11 protein-coding genes and 1 riboswitch are annotated in these 15,608 nt (G+C 47.1%); of the genes, 5 read left to right on the top strand and 6 right to left on the bottom strand.

Annotated features, from left to right (window positions below):
• Positions 1–96 precede the first annotated feature (96 nt).
• Entirely contained in the window at positions 97–750 is a 654-nt protein-coding gene (gene ribB / locus AC0VXX_RS00185) for a 3,4-dihydroxy-2-butanone-4-phosphate synthase (protein ID WP_475515435.1), read from the bottom strand.
• A gap of 164 nt (positions 751–914) precedes the next feature.
• Positions 915–1,119: riboswitch (FMN riboswitch) on the bottom strand.
• Positions 1,120–1,422: 303 nt separating this feature from the next.
• Here ribB and AC0VXX_RS00180 point away from each other — a divergent pair.
• From AC0VXX_RS00180 to AC0VXX_RS00170, 3 genes are all read left to right on the top strand, one after another.
• Positions 1,423–3,513, top strand: coding sequence for a S9 family peptidase (locus AC0VXX_RS00180; protein WP_475515434.1), 2,091 nt, complete (start codon positions 1,423–1,425; stop codon positions 3,511–3,513).
• 27 nt (positions 3,514–3,540) lie between these two features.
• Positions 3,541–3,825: a GIY-YIG nuclease family protein gene (locus AC0VXX_RS00175; RefSeq protein WP_475515433.1), complete on the top strand. Its 285-nt coding sequence runs from the start codon at positions 3,541–3,543 to the stop codon at positions 3,823–3,825.
• Positions 3,826–3,982: 157 nt separating this feature from the next.
• Entirely contained in the window at positions 3,983–4,804 is an 822-nt protein-coding gene (locus AC0VXX_RS00170; protein ID WP_475515432.1) for a phosphatase PAP2 family protein, read from the top strand.
• 365 nt (positions 4,805–5,169) lie between these two features.
• Here the strand turns inward: AC0VXX_RS00170 and AC0VXX_RS00165 are convergent, their stop codons facing one another.
• The 4 genes from AC0VXX_RS00165 to AC0VXX_RS00150 form a co-directional block, all read right to left on the bottom strand.
• Positions 5,170–5,940 carry a DUF4097 family beta strand repeat-containing protein gene (locus AC0VXX_RS00165; RefSeq protein WP_475515431.1) on the bottom strand — a complete coding sequence of 257 codons (771 nt, stop codon included), beginning with the start codon at positions 5,938–5,940 and terminating at the stop codon, positions 5,170–5,172.
• A 314-nt stretch (positions 5,941–6,254) separates the two neighbouring features.
• Positions 6,255–8,093 (bottom strand): M14 family metallopeptidase, encoded by a 1,839-nt coding sequence (locus AC0VXX_RS00160; protein WP_475515430.1) that lies wholly within the window; start codon positions 8,091–8,093, stop codon positions 6,255–6,257.
• A gap of 123 nt (positions 8,094–8,216) precedes the next feature.
• Entirely contained in the window at positions 8,217–11,372 is a 3,156-nt protein-coding gene (locus tag AC0VXX_RS00155; RefSeq protein WP_475515429.1) for an efflux RND transporter permease subunit, read from the bottom strand.
• A gap of 9 nt (positions 11,373–11,381) precedes the next feature.
• Positions 11,382–12,542 (bottom strand): efflux RND transporter periplasmic adaptor subunit, encoded by a 1,161-nt coding sequence (locus AC0VXX_RS00150; protein ID WP_475515428.1) that lies wholly within the window; start codon positions 12,540–12,542, stop codon positions 11,382–11,384.
• A 416-nt stretch (positions 12,543–12,958) separates the two neighbouring features.
• Between AC0VXX_RS00150 and AC0VXX_RS00145 the strand changes: the two genes are divergently transcribed.
• Positions 12,959–13,717, top strand: a complete 759-nt coding sequence (locus tag AC0VXX_RS00145; RefSeq protein ID WP_475515427.1) for a TorF family putative porin — start codon at positions 12,959–12,961, stop codon at positions 13,715–13,717.
• Positions 13,718–13,930: 213 nt separating this feature from the next.
• On the opposite strand, the gene AC0VXX_RS00140 is transcribed toward AC0VXX_RS00145, so the two are convergent.
• A complete protein-coding gene (locus tag AC0VXX_RS00140) occupies positions 13,931–14,611 on the bottom strand; it encodes a DNA-3-methyladenine glycosylase I (RefSeq protein WP_475515426.1) in 681 nt (226 codons plus the stop codon).
• A 231-nt stretch (positions 14,612–14,842) separates the two neighbouring features.
• On the opposite strand from AC0VXX_RS00140, the gene AC0VXX_RS00135 reads away from it, so the two are divergent.
• A complete protein-coding gene (locus AC0VXX_RS00135) occupies positions 14,843–15,571 on the top strand; it encodes a LysR family transcriptional regulator (RefSeq protein WP_475515425.1) in 729 nt (242 codons plus the stop codon).
• Positions 15,572–15,608: the final 37 nt, after the last annotated feature.

Here is a 15,608-nt window from a genome sequence, read left to right as displayed (position 1 = left end):
GTGTCTATTTGAAATAGACCTTATGAGTGGTCGATATTGGTGGTAAATGATAAACAAAGAGCCATATATCGGCTCTTTGTTTATTTATTAAGCCTATTAACTCGCTTGAGCCAGTAACGACTTACGGTAAATCACGATATCTTCTATGGTCAACACTGGCATTTGATGCTGCTCGCCAAACGCGATGATCTCAGGCAATCTCGCCATGGTGCCATCAGGATTGGTCACCTCACATAACACGCCCGCAGGTTTCAGCCCCGCCAGCAACATCAAATCTATGGTGCCTTCGGTATGCCCTCTGCGAGTCAATACGCCACCGGGTTGAGCACGTAGCGGGTACACATGACCAGGGCGAGCCAGATCACTGGCACTTGCCCCATCGGCGATCGCCGCTTTAATGGTGGTGACCCGATCGGCAGCCGAAACGCCGGTTGTCACCCCAACTTTGGCTTCGATGCTCACGGTAAACGCGGTGCCATATTGGCTTGAGTTATCAGCCACCATTGGTGGTAACTGTAATTGTTTAACCCGCTCATCTGGCAGGCATAAACAGACTATACCACTGCATTCCCTAATAAGCAGCGCCATCTGTTGATTGGTTAAGTGCTCGGCTGAATAAATAAGATCGCCTTCATTTTCGCGATCTTCATCGTCGACCACCAACACGCCTTGGCCAGCGCGTAAGGCTGTCAACGCGGCTTCAACACGGGTATTGGCATCGCCAAAGGCTGAGAGTAAAGACTGATTCATGGTTAAATCCTTAGTAATACTAATAAAATGGTTTTGTGCCAGAATCAGGGCATATAGAAAATAACACCGATAAGCCTGCGCTTATGGTGGTGTTGAATAAGAGCCAGGGTCACGTTAGCAAACTAAGCCCAAGCTTAGAGCGCAGCATACGCTGTTTGTGGTTCTTATATTCTCTTTCATCCGGACTCAGTGCGCTTACGCGCTCATTACCGTCGGCTCTGGAATACTTTTAACATGCAATCTCTACACGCAATAAGGGCACCAGATCTGCTGACCCTAACCTTGGAAAAGATTAGGCGCTCGCGGGCTTAAGTTGCATATACAACTATCACCGCCGGTGGGGAGTTACACCCCGCCCTGAGAATTATTAATGTCACCTACTCACTGAATATCGGCTCAACAGGCTCTTGTTATGCGGCGCAGCGTCACTGTTAAACGGACTCGCTAACGGGCTCACACTGGGTCTGCATAACAGCAGTAAAACCGTAAATATTGCTGGAGGGGCTAATCTTAATCACTTAGGATCAGCACATTAGGCGCAAATAGGGTGCGCCAATTTGAAACAAATAACAAGCTAGAAGGTGACAAGCCTAAACTAAATCACCTAAGCTCAAGCTTTACAGGCAAACTCGCACTGGTTTACCACGTTATCGATAATAAAGGTCGTCTTTAATGCATTCAATTTCTCCACCGCTCGCCGCCAAAAAGCCACACTCATTGATACATCATGGTGTAGAGAGGATCGATAACTATTATTGGTTAAGAGACGATACGCGTCAGTCACCAGAGGTGATAGCGCATCTCAATGCCGAAAACAACTACCATCAACAATGCTTTAAGCCCTTCGCGCCTTTACAGGCACGTTTATTCGATGAGCTGGTCGGCAGGCTAGATAAAGATGAGTCGAGTGTTCCTTACTACTGGCACTCCCATTGGTATTGGAGTCGTTACCATAAAGAGGGGGAATACCCTATCTTACTGCGTAAACCACAGCTTAATAGTGATGCAGAAGAGGTGCTGTTAGATGTTAACCAACGCGCCCACGGCCATGAGTTTTATGGTCTGGGCAGCTTCGCCATTAGCCCTGACGAACAGTTATTGGCCTTTAGTGAAGATAAACTGAGCCGGCGCATCTACACCATACACATTAAGCACCTCGAACAAGGCGAACTGCTGGAAGATACACTCGAAGGCACTGACGGTAGCATAGTGTGGGCTAACGATAATCTGCACCTGTTTTACATCGCTAAAGATCCACAAACCCTGCTGGGCTACCAAGTGTTCCGTCATCGTTTAGGACAACCACAATCGGCCGATACACTCGTGTATGAAGAGCAAGATGACAGCTTCTATCTCAGCTTAGGTAAAAGTTTAGATGAAACTCGTATCGAACTATACCATGAAAGCACGATCACCAGTGAGGTCTCGGTGCTCAATGCCGATCAAGCTCTTGACCACTTCACTGCACTACTGCCCAGAGAAACAGGCCATGAGTATTCGGTGGCTAAACGGGGTGACAACTATTTTATTCTTACCAACTGGCAGGCGGTTAACTTTCGCCTGATGCAAGTGGCCGAAGCGGATTTTGCCAATAAGCATGTTTGGCAGGAGGTGATTGCTGCCGATGACCAATGCCGCATAGAGGAGTTCTTGGTACTGCAAGATTACCTTATTGTGCAGCAGCGCCGTCAGGGACTCAGCCAGATCACCGTCTATCCGGATCAGCTACCTAGCTATCAAATCGACTTCGATGATCCCGCTTATGTGGTGGGTTTTGATGTTAATCCTCGCCAAGATAGCCACCAGCTTAGGCTCTATTATGCTAGCCCCACCACCCCAGAATCGATTTACCAATACGATTTGACCCAAGCCTCACCCAAGCAGTTACTCAAAAGGGAAAACGTATTAGGCGGCTTTAATAGCGAGCACTATCAGGCTGAACGCCTCTTTATCGATGCCAGAGATGGCGCGAGCATTCCCGTTACCTTGGTGTACAACAAAAGCCTATTTAAACGAGATGGCAGCAACCCACTGTACCAATATGGTTATGGCGCATACGGTTACACCATAGATGCGGATTTCGACAGCGCCATATTAAGCCTACTCGACCGAGGCGTGGTTTATGCCATTGCCCATGTGCGCGGTGGCGAAATGCTCGGCAGACCTTGGTATGACGCAGGCAGGCTGTTTAACAAGCAAAATAGCTTTAACGATTTTATCGATGTCACCCAAGCATTGATCCAGCAACAATATGCCGATCCTCATAAAGTAGTTGCGACGGGAGGCAGCGCAGGTGGCCTGTTGATGGGCGCCGTGATTAACCAAGCACCCGAACTCTACTTGGCCGTGGCCGCCCATGTGCCGTTTGTCGATATAGTAACGACCATGCTGGACGAGTCGATCCCACTCACCACCAATGAGTATGACGAATGGGGCAACCCTAACGACAAAGATGCCTTCGACTATATGTTAAGTTATTCGCCCTATGACCAAATTACGCGTCAAGCTTATCCTCACCTTTTGGTCACCACTGGCCTGCATGACTCTCAGGTGCAATATTTTGAACCCGCTAAATGGGTGGCGAAATTAAGAGAATATAAGACCGACGACAACTTATTACTGTTCCATATCGATATGGAGGCTGGGCACGGTGGCAAAAGCGGTCGCTATCGCCGCTATCAAGACACGGCTGAAGAGTATGCTTTTTTATTAGGGCTGTTAGGCGCAGAGCCAATATTAACCAACAGCAAAAACTGTCGTTAACCTCGCCGAGCAACACAAGAGCTATCGATGACGACAGGCAAACCTTGGTTTTTATATATCGTTGAGTGCCATAAAGGCCAGCTCTATACCGGCGTGACAACCGACATAGCACGCCGCTTTAAAGAACACCAAAGCGGCGGCCCTAAAGCCGCTAAATTTCTGCGCGGTAAGGGGCCGCTGCAATTGGTTTATCATGAGCAGTTAAGTTGTCACTCTACGGCACTGAAGCGCGAAATAGCGGTTAAGAAGCTCACCAAAAAACAAAAGCTGACATTAATACAAAATGAGGCCAATATTCATATCGTTAGCTAATTTCAGCTTTATATTGATGATGTTTAGTGATTATCCCCATAGAAATATCCATCGACAATCAATCTAAATACCTGCCGCGGCTTGATCATAAGCACGCGGCTTTACTTAGTCATAGCAAAGCTCTATTGTAGGCAAAAATTGCTTATTTGAGACGATTATGGGCACCACCACACACGAAAAGGCTGATGGATTGCCTAAACAATATAAGCAGCATCAACGCAGCTTTTTCGGCTTAATGTTAGTGTTAAGCTCTATTTTTTTAATCACGCTGCTTCCCGATGTAAACCTTACTCTGTTTAGACTACTCAATGGAATTGCGGCAGTGTTACCCGATTGGCCCATATTGCTACTTACAGATTTAGGCAATGGCGTCACTCTTGGGGTGATCACCTTATGCTTCTTGATTAAACGCCCCGAGTTAATATTACGGGTGATCATTGCCAGCGTGTTGTCATTACTGTTAGTACCACTCTTAAAACAATATTTTGATGCACCGCGCCCCGCCGCGGTGTTAGACGTACTTAATATTATTGGCGACACCCGGTTAAGCCATAGTTTCCCCTCGGGCCATACTGCCAGTGCTTTCCTGTTTGCAGGTACCCTATGGTTTGCTTACCAAAGCCGCACCATTAAAACATTAGCCATCGCGCTTGGTGCTATCGTTGGCATATCGAGGATCATTGTTGGCGCTCACTGGCCACAAGATATTATGCTGGGTGCGATCGTCGGATTACTCTGCGCTTATGCTGCTGCGTATTGTCCACCAACTCAGTTACAGCGGGTCAATAACGCATTAATGCTGATGTTTTTATGGTTAGTGTTGATGATCTGCGAGCTGGAAAAAAGCTTTGATAAGGACATTATTTGGCAAGTGTTACTACTAAGATGGGGACTGCTGTTTACCGCCGCGGCTCTGTTCTTACGCCAATACAATATTAAACAGCTGTTGATACAACGCTTTGGCGCAAAAGCGCAATAGACATGCGTAAACGGTCTTAACGCTAAGTGGCTATTCTATGTAGCCACCCTTAGCCCTCGGCAGCGCTGCTCAAGGTTAGGCTGCAGGATCTGCCATTTCGATCGCGTTATTTAGCTACGGTCGATGTTGGCACTCGAGTTCCCTTTTGTACCGTTACGGCAGCGTCTTTGTTGTCATAACACCACTTCATTTACACCCTATGTAGCAACCTGATTCGTTGTAATCATCATGGAAGCACGCGGCGATATCCTGCGGCTAAGTATGGGTGGGCGATGGCTAACGCTATCAGGACCTCACAGTCAAATCCCTGCTCTGCAGCCTAGCTGTTCAGGCTGGTAGCGCATCGCCTTCGCGCCGGGAAGCCATTAATCCATGGTGACGGGCCCTTGAATATTGTCAAAACTCAGATCGCCCGAACCAGACTCGATAATGTGTAATCCTTTGCTATTATCGACGCGAATACTTCCAGAACCATCATCGATAGTGACTAAACCGGCCACATGATTAATGACTATCGAGCCAGAACCATCATGCACTGACACATCGCCATTCACCTGTTGGATCTCGATACTGCCTGAGCCATCCGTTAAGCTGATATTCCCTTCAATATTTTGCAATGCAATACCGCCTGAGCCGTCATCGATAGTTAACCCCTTAGCGCCATCGATAGTGATGCTGCCAGAGCCATCGGTAATAATCATTTCGGCGTTCACGCCACGAATCTCAATACTACCTGAGCCATCATCCAGCGTTAGTTTCATATTGGCAGGCACTTTAACCACCAGCTCCATATAGGGAGAGTTACCACTCGTCAACGAGACCCGACTGAAGGAGTCAAAATTGGCGATCAGTTTGGCATGTTGACCTTCCTGTACTAAGCTAAGCTCTGGCTCGGCGCCATCATACCCATAAATACCCGCCTCGATATGCACCTTACTGAGGCCATCAACCCCTTTAATAGTCAGCGAACCCGCCCCAGTTTCGGCTACGAGGTGTTGTAACTGTGTAGCATCAAGTGTTAACTGTTGCTGACGGTGATAATCAAACGAGGTCATCCCCGCGCCGTTAACGTTAATGATGCAACCTGCTAACGAAGCACTCAATGCGGTAAATAAAACCAAGGGGCGTAAATTCATAACTCATATCCTTATCAATTAGTGTTTGCTTAAACGGTTACTCCGCTTACCTCGAACGAAGCAGACTCCATGCCAATTATTTATCTTATTGTTTTAAATAACTTAAGTTAATTTTCGCTCAAGGATTTTAATGATATTCACTAAAAATATGCTTAAATCACAACTCGTTAGTAAAAAGGCCCATTTAATCGTTCTGCAATAACCCATCCCAGGTACCCGACCCCCTTAAGGAGCATTTACCCATGTCACCCTTAAACCATGGGTAATAAAAAACGCAGCCTAAGCTGCGTTAATACTGATGATAACACCGACCATTACTCGTCTCGCCAAACCGGATAAACCTGGTATTGCGCATCATAATAAGGGCTTCGAACATAAAACCAGCGTAATCTTGCCTGGGCATCAGCGGCAAAAGCAGGGTCTTGCAACGCTTGGGTAAATTCTGCCTGCAAGCTGGGGTCGGCCTCAAGCATTTGCGCCGCCAGTGGCTCTACCGCGTAATGCTCGATATATTCGGTGCGGGTAAATATTGGATTGAAAAAGCCCCATTGTAAAAATGAATCAGGCGACTGAGGCTCTAACAGCAATATAGCCAGATCCCCCAAAGGCTGCTGGGTATCTATCTTAACTGTGCCTGCCGGCAGTGTGGTTTGTAGCCCATGTGCGCTCAACTGCGCGCTCACTCGCTGGCGACCTTCATAATCTTGACTGCCAAACTGCGGCGCAGTTAATTGATATTGCGTCAACTTAAGTGTCTTAGGTTCAGTTAGCGTCGTCATACGGATACCATGAACTGCGAGGCGCTCAATCACACTAAGCCACTGAGGCGCAATATAATAGGCCGAGGGACGATTGACCTTTATTTCGGCCAGAGTATTACCTAACACGGGCAAATTTTCATAAAGTTTAGGCTCGCCAGTCCAGCGCACTACCTTTTCACCACTGATGGGACTGATTTCGGTGCGGTAATCAATCCCTTTGAAATCCCACCCTTGCTGCTGTTGCTGGTCGCCCCAAGTTAAGGTGATGCGGTCGCTATAACGATACCTGTCTTGCTTAATCGCCGAGCGTAGTGAAGTGGCTTGGTTGCCCACCAATTCGAGGGTGGCCGCTAACATGACATAAGTACCGAGCACTCTTTGCTTAAACGGCTTTAAACTATGATTTTCAATTAAAATCGTCGGCAGATGCCGAGCATCACCATAACCATTAGAGTAACGTGGGCTGGCATTCCATAATGACATTCCCTTGCCCAAATCACTATTGTCGATGGCAAACACCAAAGGGCCCGGAACATGTCCTTGCCGCGTTAATGCCTGCTCCACATAAGGTCGATATTGGGTATCTAACCAACGAAAACTCGACGGGCTCAGCCCTTGAGCTAAGTTATAGCCAAAGGTCACATCATATTGATAATCGATGCCATCGGTAACGTGCACATCGATATACAGGTCGGGCTGCCATCGATTTATCGCACCCAGCATATGCTGCATCTCTACTGTATCAGCCTTGGCATAATCACGATTCAAATTAAGGTTGTTAGCCGTAGTACGCCAGCCCATCTCTATCGGGCCGCGCTGATTAACGCGATTATATTGACCACTGCGCTCATGGGCATCGACACTAAAAATCGGCACAAATAGCAAATTAGCCCCATCGAGTAGCGCCGCTTTATCACCAAGTACCATGTCTCGCAGTAACATCATGCCGGCATCTTTACCATCAATTTCTCCGGCGTGGATCCCTGCCTGCACTAACACTGTGGGTTTATCCGTAGCAGCCAATGCCTCAGGGGTATCAGCCCCCTCAGTCGAGGCTATCACCATCCAAATATCACGCCCCTGAGGGCTCTTGCCCAGCGACACCTTGTGCAACATGTCACTACTAGCCACCAGCTTATCTAACCAAACAAACGTCTCATCATAACTTGGGCTAACCTTAAAGCCACCCTGTTCAAATGGAGTCGCCCATGGCGCGTCGCCATCGAGTAGCAACGATTCACTTGCCCCATGCCACACAATGCTTGGCGGTAAGATGGCATCGTTAACATAGGTAGTTGCAATCAGTGGGGTTACAGAGGGTTGCTCAGCCCATACAGGCAAACCAAGTGTTAAAGGGAGTAACAGGAAAAGTGTCGATAATTGAGGGCGCATATATGTTGACCTTACGGCTTATTTTTAGACAGACATATTTAACGAAATATCCTTTTAGTGCAACACCCTAGCGCCAATAAAAAGCCCAGCAAGTGCTGGGCTTTTTGGTACTGTTAGCGTCAACTATGATTCTTTATCAGCCGTCTTGTCGATAGCGGCATCACTGCCACCATTGCGTTCTCGCTTACTGAAGATCCGCTCAACTATCACGAAGAAGATCGGAATAAAGAAGATCCCCAAGAAGGTTGAACTCATCATACCGCCGAGTACGCCGGTACCGATGGCGTTCTGGCTACCTGAACCAACACCAGTACTGATAGCTAACGGCACAACCCCTAAACCAAACGCCAGAGAGGTCATTAGGATAGGACGTAAACGAACCCGCACCGCGTGTAAGGTCGCTTCTACTAAGCCTGCACCTTTCTCATAGAACTCTTTAGCAAACTCTACAATCAAGATAGCGTTCTTCGTCGCTAGACCGACTGTGGTTAACAAACCTACTTGGAAGAATACGTCGTTGGGCAGGCCCCGACCATTCATCGCCAGTAGCGCACCAATGATCCCAAGCGGAACCACTAAGATAACCGCAAACGGCACAGACCAACTCTCGTACAGCGCAGCCAATACTAAGAACACGACTATGATAGAGAGTGCGTACAATGCCGGCGCCTGATTACCCGATAGGCGCTCTTCATAAGACAGGCCATTCCATTCAACACCAAATCCTGGTGGTAATTTGGCAACCATGGCTTCGATATCATCCATCGCCGCACCAGTACTATAACCCGGCGCAGTGCCCCCTTGAATGTTCATTGACGGCAAGCCGTTAAAACGCTCTAGACGCGGTGATCCAAATTCCCATGAACCAGTAGCAAAGGCCGAGAAAGGCACCATTTCACCTTCGGCATTACGTACATACCAAGTATCAAGGTCTTCCGGCTGCATACGGTACTGAGCATCGCCTTGTACGTACACTTTCTTCACACGACCGCGGTCGATAAAGTCGTTAACGTAACTGCCACCCCACGCTGTGCCTAGCACACTGTTTACCGCATAGATGTCGACACTCAAGGCACGAAGCTTTGCGTGATCCACATGGATTTGATACATAGGCGCATCTTCCTGACCATTAGGACGTACACCGACTAAGTTGGGGTTTTGCGCAGCTAGCCCAAGTAACATATTACGGGCTTCAACCAACTTATCGTGGCCTTGACCATTTCTGTCTTGTAGATAGAAATCGAAACCGTTAGCGGTACCCAGTTCAATCACCGCTGGCGGCACAAACGCAAACACAAAGGCTTCTTTCAGTTGCGAGAACATCGCCATAGAACGCCCAGCAATTGACTGAACATCTTGACCGGGTTCACCGCGAACTGACCAATCTTTTAAACCGACAAACGCCAGACCCATGTTTTGACCGCTACCGGCAAAACTAAACCCAGAGACACTGAATACTGAGTTAACATTGTCACCCTCTTGGTTAAGGTAGAAGTCTGTGACTTTCTCCATCACCTTCTTGGTGCTTTCTTGAGTCGAGTTAACGGGCAAAATAGCCTGTGTAAACAAGATACCTTGGTCTTCGTCGGGTAGGAAAGCGGTAGGCATACGCATGAAAATCCAGCCTACGGCCACGGTCAATGCTAAGTAAACCAGCATGACACGTCCGGTACGCTTAATCATAGAGGCGACATTGGCCTCATAGCGTGATGTCATGGCATCGAACTTACGGTTAAACCAACCGAAGAAACCGGTTTTGACGTGCCCCTCGCCTTTGGCGATAGGTTTTAACATGGTCGCACATAGCGCCGGCGTCAGGATAATCGCCACCATCACAGACAAGGCCATGGCAGACACAATCGTGACCGAGAACTGACGATAGATAACCCCAGTCGAGCCGGACATAAAGGCCATAGGTACGAATACCGCCGACAAGGTAAGGCCAATACCCACTAGAGCGCCGGTTATCTGATCCATCGACTTACGCGTCGCTTCGAGCGGGCTCAGGCCCTCCTCTTGCATCACACGTTCGACGTTTTCCACCACTACAATCGCATCGTCCACCAGCAAACCGATGGCCAATACCATGGCGAACATGGTAAGAGTATTAATCGAAAATCCGGTCGCCGACAAAATGGCAAACGTACCTAACAATACAACGGGAACCGCAATAGTTGGGATTAACGTCGCGCGGAAGTTTTGCAAGAACAAGTACATGATCACGAAGACCAAGACGACGGCTTCTAGTAAGGTGTGCACCACGCCTTCAATCGATTTTTCAACAAAAGGCGTTGTATCATAAGGATAAACAACCTCTAACCCTTGTGGGAAGAAAACCTTCAATGCATCAATTTTTTCACGCACACGCTCAGCGGTCGCCAACGCGTTAGCGCCAGTAGCTAGTTTAATCGCCAGACCCGACGCAGGCTTACCGTTATAAAACGATTCAACCGCATAGCTTTCTGCGCCAAGCTCAACACGCGCCACATCTTCTAAGAAGACCTTAGCACCTGAGCTATCTGCTTTAATGATGATTTTCTTAAACTCATCGGCTGTTTGTAAACGACTCTGAGCCGAAACCGTGGCGTTTAACTCTTGGCCTGCAATCGCAGGTGCCCCACCTAATTGACCGGCCGAAACTTGCGCGTTTTGCTCACGAATCGACGCCATAATATCTTGGCTGGTCAGGTTGTATTGGGTCAGTTTTAACGGATCGAGCCATATACGCATCGCATATTGTGCACCGAACAACTGAATTTCGCCCACACCGGCAACACGGCTAATAGGGTCTTGAATATTTGAGCCAACATAGTCGGCAATATCCGTTTTACCCAATGAACCATCAGATGAAACGAAACCCAGCACCATTAAAAAGCCCGAGCTAGACTTGTTAACTTTAACCCCTTGCGCCTGTACCTCTTGTGGTAACAATGGCATGGCAAGCTGCAGTTTGTTTTGCACCTGCACTTGAGCGATATCAGGATCAGCCTCGGCGTTAAAGGTTAAGGTGATCTGCGCGTTACCAAAGCTATCACTGGTTGAGGCGATATAACGTAGATTATCAATCCCCGTCATTCGCTGCTCAATCACCTGAGTAACGGTATCTTCCATGGTCTTTGCCGAAGCACCAGGATAAACAGCACTAATCACTACGGTTGGTGGCGCAATACTGGGATACTGTGACACTGGGAGCTTCATAATAGAGAGCACCCCGGCCATCATAACGATAATGGCGATCACCCAAGCAAAGATAGGGCGATCGATAAAGAAACGAGCCATAACTTTACCCTACTTTTGTGATTGCTTATCTGATTGCGCTGCGTCAATCGGTTTTCCGGTCACAGGTGCACCGGGACGAATTTTCTGTAAGCCTTCAACAATCAATTGGTCGCCAACTTTAAGACCATCGATGATACGCCATTGATGATTGATAACTTCTGCCGTAGTCACTACGCGCGCTTCCACTTTACTTTCAGCGCCTATCACCATAGCAATGGCTTGACCTTTGGCGTTACGCGTAATCGCTTTTTGCGGAACCAAAATCGCATGTGGATCTGTGCCCGTATTTAACATGGCGCGCACATACATACCTGGCAGTAACACTCCATCTGGATTAGGGAACTCGGCGCGTAATGTCACTGAGCCAGTATTCTCATCGACACTGACCTCTGAAAACTGCAACGTGCCCGTATGTGAATACGGCGTGCCATCTTCCAAAATCAAGTTAACGTCTGCGTTATCGGCCGCCTGTAATGAACCTTGCTTCAACTTAGCTTTTAGACGCAATAATTGCGCACTCGACTGAGCTATATCCACATTGATAGGGTCAAGCTGCTGAATTGTCGCCAGTGTTTGACTTTGATTTGCTGTCACCAACGCGCCCGCAGTTACGTTCGACTTACCAATACGACCCGAGATAGGGGCTTGAACTTGAGTGTATTCTAGATTGATTTTTGCGGTGTTAATTGCCGCTTTCGCGACGGTAACATTGGCTAAGGCTTCTTTGTATGCCGCTTCTGCTTCATCAAATTCTTGCTGGCTAATCGCATTGGTTTTCACCAGTTCTCGATAGCGAGCCGCTTTGGCTTTCGCCGAGGCTAAACCTGCATTCGCACGCGCCAAATCAGCTTCAGCACTCACTAATGCAGCTTTGTAAGTAGCAGAGTCTATTTGATAAAGTGACTGTCCTTTGACAACATCGGCCCCCTCTATAAAGCTGCGTTCGGTAATAATACCGGAAACTTGCGGACGGACTTCAGCTTCAAGGAAGGCTTTACTGCGACCAGGTAGTTCAACCTGGATCGCTTGAGGTTGTGCCACAACCTGCATAATGCCAACTTCGAGGCTTCTAGCTGCAGCGGCTGACTGACTCGGTGCCTCTTGCTTTTCACAACCCGTTATCCATAACGCCACACTTAAAACAGAGGCAATTTTCACTATTTGCCGCATGATAACTCCTAATCAAGGCCACAACAAAAAATGCCCTATACGTAGCAGAACATACTACAGGGCAATCTTTTGGAAGCATTATTCACATTGATACCATTTATCTCACACCTAGCCAATGTCAACAAGAACAATAACCTGCTCATTTTGTAAGTTAATGCAAATTTTTATAGGCAAGCATCGGACATTGTTAGCACCAGGTTAACAGGCGACGTTACTCCCTCTAAAAAACACAAATATGTAATCGAAGTGTGACAGAGCGCAACGTTAACCACGCTGACAACAGTAAATTTAGCATTAAGCGAACAGAACTGTTCACAATTGTTCATATTTTTTTGTCATTAGTTCATTCGGGGTATAAAAGTCATTCATAAGTTCACTTTATAGTCATCACCACAACAAAACTCACCGTTAGCGAGATGATGATTATGAATACCGTTACAAAGCTAAAATACTCAGCCCTCATTGGTAGCTTATTACTATCAATAGTCTCCGTTGCACAAGCACAGGAAGATAATGAATTATTTGGTGGCAAACTCACGACTAAGCTTACTTTCGCATCTGACTATGTGTTTCGTGGTGAATCCGAAACCATGGACGGTGATGTTCCTGTAGTACAAGGGACATTAGGTTGGGGTAACGATGACGGCTGGTATGCCGGAGTCTTCGCCTCAAATATCAAGTTTGCCGATCCTAATTTAGCAATTGTTACCGCGCCCTATATGGGTAAATTTGGCGAGTTTGGCGATAGCGGTATCACCTATGACGTCATGCTATTTTCTTACCTCTATCCAGGTGCCTCATATTCGAACTACACCGAATTATGGTTAAAAGTGGGTAAACAGTTCGGCCGCACCAATGTGCAACTAGAGGTCACTCCGACACTGGATGATTGGTTTGGAGTAGATGGCTGGCAAGGAGTTAACTACGCAGTACATCCTAGCTATGCATTCGATAATGACTTAAAGATTTCAGGCAGCCTCGGTTATCAAGATCTTGATGGCCAGGGCGCTGAAGGCTGGGGGCACTGGAACCTAGGTGTCACTATGGCCTATGTAGGTTTAGACCTCGACCTACGTTATCACGGCAGCACAATGAATGAAGACCATAAAGTTTATGGTACACAAACTGAAATATTTGATGACCGGGTTGTCTTCGGGATCAGCAAGCGTTTTTAACCGCATCTTACTAGAGCACTTTTTATCTCTGCATTTTTGCCAGCCTAAAATGGGCTGGCTTTTTTTTAACAAGAATGACGGCAATAGAACACTTATGCCGCGAGCGCCAATGCGCCCTATGTTGTTAATCCGTTCAATCAAAAACAGGTCAACACCTAACGCTAACAAAGGCTCGAACATAAAAATACTATAGCTAGATCATTCATTTTGGCGTTAGATTCGATTATCACCCACACTACAAGCGACGATTCGGCTAATTTCAGTCAGCGGCAAACCAGACTCCTGTTGCCAAGTGTTAAACACTTTTTGCACCTGCGCCAAACCGCTCTTGGTGCTAAATCCATAGTCGATCAACTTATGCGCCTGAAAATAACCTTTAATATCATCAGATAATAGCAAGGTATCTTTGCCTATCGCGCGTAAAAAGTAGGCTCCGGTATTGCCGCCAAGACGATTACCACGACGCTTGAGTTCGCTCCATAGACCAGTAATATCATCACTTGGCCAGTCGGCGATAAATTGAGCAAAACTGCCATGCTCGAGTTTAATCTCGTGCACCATTAAAGCGTTATCATAAATGGCCATGGTTTTCTTTAAATGCCTAATTAGATTCTCATCGCTGGCCCGCTGTTGCAGTTGTTCAGGTGAGAGCATTAACACCTTATGCGGCTCAAAATCAAAAAATGCCTGCTCGTAAGCTGACCATTTATTATCGACAATGCGCCAAACAAAACCACACTGAAACACCTTTTTACAGATCTCAGACAATAGCTCAGCATCGCTGTAATGCTTAATTGCATCATTAGACACCACAACCGGCATCAAGCTTTTTAATGCCGCCTCGCCACCTTTACGTTGGCAGGCTCGCGTATATATTTGCTCAAAAGATTCCAAAATAACGTCTCTCTAACCTTGGTCGTTTTTACCAATAAGGACAACTAAAAGCTATTGCCCGTCGATTAACCATACAATACCTTCCAGAAGCACAGAACGATCATTTTCAATGACAATCCTCCCCTTGTTATCGGGTTAGCGCCCTGGCAATTAGATCATATAAGTAACCAATAAATATTTTATAGGCTAATTTTATTATTAATATTAAACAATAAATGGAAATTAGACGGTATGGATGCATCCCAACTCTATCGCATGTTGGTATTTGCCAGCGTTGTTGAACAAGGTTCTCTCACGGCTGCAGCAACACAACTTGGCATCAGCCGCTCCATGGTGAGTCAACATCTTAAACGGCTCGAAAGCCGTTGCCAGCAGACACTGCTGAAGCGCACCACTCGCACGTTATCGCTCACTCAAACGGGACAAGAATTCTATTATTACTGCGCTGAATTACTGCTGCTGGCAAAACAAGCAGATGCGTCATTGCTGCCAGACGATACACAACTGCAGGGCAACCTCACTATCGCAGCCCCCGTCGCCTTAGGTGAGCATTTATTGGCACCAATATTGGCAGATTTCCATCAACACCACCCCTTGCTCAACCTGACACTGCTATTTGAAGATAACGGCCATGATTGGTTGAAACATCATATCGACATTGCTATTGAAGTCGTTCAGCCAGACAAGAGCCAATGGGTAACGGTCGAGCTAGCTAAAGAGCAGAATTTATTGGTGGCCAGCCCTAGCTATATCCGCCGTTATGGCAACCCTTTACACCCTGATAGTTTACCCCATCATCGATGGTTGATGCAGGGCAGCCATCGACGACCCAGCAGTCATCAGTTTTATCATCGCGATGGCAATCTGTTCTTATTGCAACTAACACCCACCATCAGCTGCAACACATTAGAGGCTATATTGACACTCGCTAAAGCTGGACTCGGACTTGCTATTCTCTGAATCGCCACTGATTTCCTAGACACCTTTTAGTTAGATA

The sequence above is a fragment of the Shewanella sp. QJM3NY_23 genome (assembly GCF_056173105.1).
Note: the sequence above shows the minus strand (reverse complement) of the source record. Positions and strands in the feature narration are given on the sequence as shown.

Excerpts from the sequence above, each read along its gene's own strand:
- ribB (WP_475515435.1), bottom strand. The coding sequence starts at position 750 with ATGAATCAGTCTTTACTCTCAGCCTTTGGCGATGCCAATACCCGTGTT.
- AC0VXX_RS00180 (WP_475515434.1), top strand. The coding sequence starts at position 1,423 with ATGCATTCAATTTCTCCACCGCTCGCCGCCAAAAAGCCACACTCATTG.
- AC0VXX_RS00175 (WP_475515433.1), top strand. The coding sequence starts at position 3,541 with ATGACGACAGGCAAACCTTGGTTTTTATATATCGTTGAGTGCCATAAA.
- AC0VXX_RS00170 (WP_475515432.1), top strand. The coding sequence starts at position 3,983 with ATGGGCACCACCACACACGAAAAGGCTGATGGATTGCCTAAACAATAT.
- AC0VXX_RS00165 (WP_475515431.1), bottom strand. The coding sequence starts at position 5,940 with ATGAATTTACGCCCCTTGGTTTTATTTACCGCATTGAGTGCTTCGTTA.
- AC0VXX_RS00160 (WP_475515430.1), bottom strand. The coding sequence starts at position 8,093 with ATGCGCCCTCAATTATCGACACTTTTCCTGTTACTCCCTTTAACACTT.
- AC0VXX_RS00155 (WP_475515429.1), bottom strand. The coding sequence starts at position 11,372 with ATGGCTCGTTTCTTTATCGATCGCCCTATCTTTGCTTGGGTGATCGCC.
- AC0VXX_RS00150 (WP_475515428.1), bottom strand. The coding sequence starts at position 12,542 with ATGCGGCAAATAGTGAAAATTGCCTCTGTTTTAAGTGTGGCGTTATGG.
- AC0VXX_RS00145 (WP_475515427.1), top strand. The coding sequence starts at position 12,959 with ATGATGATTATGAATACCGTTACAAAGCTAAAATACTCAGCCCTCATT.
- AC0VXX_RS00135 (WP_475515425.1), top strand. The coding sequence starts at position 14,843 with ATGGATGCATCCCAACTCTATCGCATGTTGGTATTTGCCAGCGTTGTT.